Raw genomic sequence first — 2,312 nt, 5'->3', positions numbered from 1 at the left:
CTCCTTGCGGGGAAAAACTCATCGCTAGCGCGATGAGTACTTCAGCAGCCTGCTATTGCGCATTCGAGCCGACGACATCACACCGAGTGGCGAATACAGATTTTTCCGAAATGCTTGCCTGAAGCGAGGTAATGCATTGCTGAATGAAGCGCCTCGAATGGGAATATGCGATCGACCACGGGGCGCAATCTGGTCGCTTCGAAATGGGTTAGCATTGCTTCCAAGTCGGCACGGCTGCCGACAGTGATGCCTTGCAACCTGATGTGCCGCGTTACAACCTGGCCGAGTGGAATTTTTGGATCAGAACCGGAAAGGACACCGATCAAGCTGATTGTTCCTCCTGTCCGGACAGCGCGCACGGACTGGGCTAGCGTATCTGCCCCCCCGACTTCAACAATGTGATCGACGCCGACGCCCCGCGTATGCTCTCTCACCGTGCGCCACCATTGTGGCTCCTTCTCGTAATTAATCAGGTAGTCCGCTCCAAGCGACTTCGCGCTGGCAAGTTTCTTGTCGCTGGAAGACGTAATGATCACGACCGCGCGCAGTGACTTCGCAATCTGGAGCGCAAACAGAGAGACTCCGCCAGTCCCTTGCACGAGGACGGTTTCCCCTCGCTTCAGTCGCCCCTCGGTGATCAGGGCTCGCCACGCCGTTACACCCGCAGTAGGCAACGTTGCGGCTTCAAAATCAGAGAGGTAGGCGGGCACACGGCATACCCCTTCCTCGGGTATCACCAAATGGGTCGCCATGGTTCCATCCTGCTCGCAACCCAAGCTAGATTGCATTCGTTCGGCGTTTGGTGCACCGTCCACCCACGTTTGATAAAAGATCGGGCATACACGCTCACCTACCTGAAACCGAGTTACCCCAGCGCCTACGGCATCAATGACACCCACACCATCGCTTAGAACGATGAGTGGCAGATCTTTCATTCGCTTCCCGTAACCGTGGCTAGGAATAATGAGATCGCGATAATTCAAAGCCGCAGCCCGCATCTTGAGACGCACCTCCCCTGTGGCTGGCTGAGGCATCGGTTTGGACGCCATCTGGAGATGCTCGATGGACCAGTCCTGCTCAACTTGGAATACACGCATCGTATGTTCCTCTCTACGCTTTGGTGCTCGCACCTACCATGCGATAGCCCTTCAGAAAATCTCAGCAGCAGCAGCTACCTCGTGTTGACCGGCTTATGAGCCAAGTCACGCCGTCGACGGACGTGTGACCTTATCGCATGCGACTGCCTTCTCGCGACGAATGCGTTGGATTCGCCGGCGATACCCTTCCGGAATAGGAGCACGCAGAAAATGAACGTCAAGCCGGTGACTATCGTGACGGATTCGCCCAGGGCATCGAACCACTCGATATGAGTAGCTGTTGCCAGCGCTTCACCAATTTCGCCTAGCTCATTCTCAAGCACCATGATGACAACAGCGCCGACAATGGGCCCTATCAGGGTGCCAACTCCGCCAACTAGCGTCATGAGTACGACCATGCCTGACAGGCCCCAATGCACATCGACCAAGGTCTCGAAGCCGAGCACGATCGCTTTGACAGAGCCTGCCAAACCGGTCAGGACGGAAGACAGGACAAAGGCCATCAGCTTGTATCGATCGGCATCGTAGCCAAGGGAGATGGATCGAGGCTCGTTTTCCTTGACCGCCCTGAGGATTTGCCCGAACGGAGATTGGACGATCCGGGTAATCAATGCGAGGGCGGCCACGAATATTGCCAGTACAACGAAGTACATGGTCGTATCGTCCCCAAGATCAAGAACGCCAAGGAGTTTGCCACGCGGGATCCCCTGCATGCCGTCTTCACCCCCAGTAACCGGCGCCTGGAGACAGACGAAATAAACCATCTGAGCCAGCGCAAGCGTGATCATCGTGAAGTAAATCCCTTTCCGCCTGATCGCAAGACTAGCCATCAGGAATCCAAGAATGGCAGAAACCACCATACCGAGTACGATGGCTCCTTCCATTGGGATGCCAAGATCGCGGGCTGCGTATCCGGTCACATACCCGGCCGCACCGAATAGTGCTGCATGGCCGAAAGAAAGAAGACCGGTGAATCCCATTAGAAGATTGAATGCACATGCAAAAAGCGCGAAGCACATGATCTTCATAAGGAGAACGGGATAAACGAAGTTGGGCAGGAGCAAAGCGATGCCTAGCAGGCTGCTGAAGTACTCATCGCGCTAGCGATGAGTTTTTCCCCGCAAGGCGGGGAGCGCTGTTTTTCACAATCCGGAAGCCGGACGTCACTGCCTCGACTTTTTCCGCGTTTTGGCGCCCATTCCGGCCTCATTAGCG

At 55.6% G+C, this 2,312-nt stretch carries 2 protein-coding genes; both read right to left on the bottom strand.

The genetic code is table 11. The features are described from left to right. Nucleotides 1-77: 77 nt before the first annotated feature. On the bottom strand, nucleotides 78-1,097 hold the full coding sequence (locus MKD50_RS30240; protein ID WP_012354724.1) for a zinc-dependent alcohol dehydrogenase family protein: 1,020 nt from the start codon (nucleotides 1,095-1,097) through the stop codon (nucleotides 78-80). 74 nt (nucleotides 1,098-1,171) lie between these two features. After that, a complete protein-coding gene (locus tag MKD50_RS30235; protein ID WP_081479564.1) occupies nucleotides 1,172-2,125 on the bottom strand; it encodes a branched-chain amino acid ABC transporter permease in 954 nt (317 codons plus the stop codon). Nucleotides 2,126-2,312 lie beyond the last annotated feature (187 nt).

The sequence above is a fragment of the Cupriavidus mimosae genome (assembly GCF_023952485.1).
GTDB lineage: Bacteria > Pseudomonadota > Gammaproteobacteria > Burkholderiales > Burkholderiaceae > Cupriavidus > Cupriavidus taiwanensis_C.
The sequence above is the reverse complement of the archived record's forward strand: the minus strand, read 5'-3'. Positions and strand labels throughout refer to the sequence as shown.

Coding starts and splice junctions, on each gene's coding strand:
- MKD50_RS30240 (WP_012354724.1), bottom strand. CDS start 1,097: ATGCGTGTATTCCAAGTTGAGCAGGACTGGTCCATCGAGCATCTCCAG.
- MKD50_RS30235 (WP_081479564.1), bottom strand. CDS start 2,125: ATGAAGATCATGTGCTTCGCGCTTTTTGCATGTGCATTCAATCTTCTA.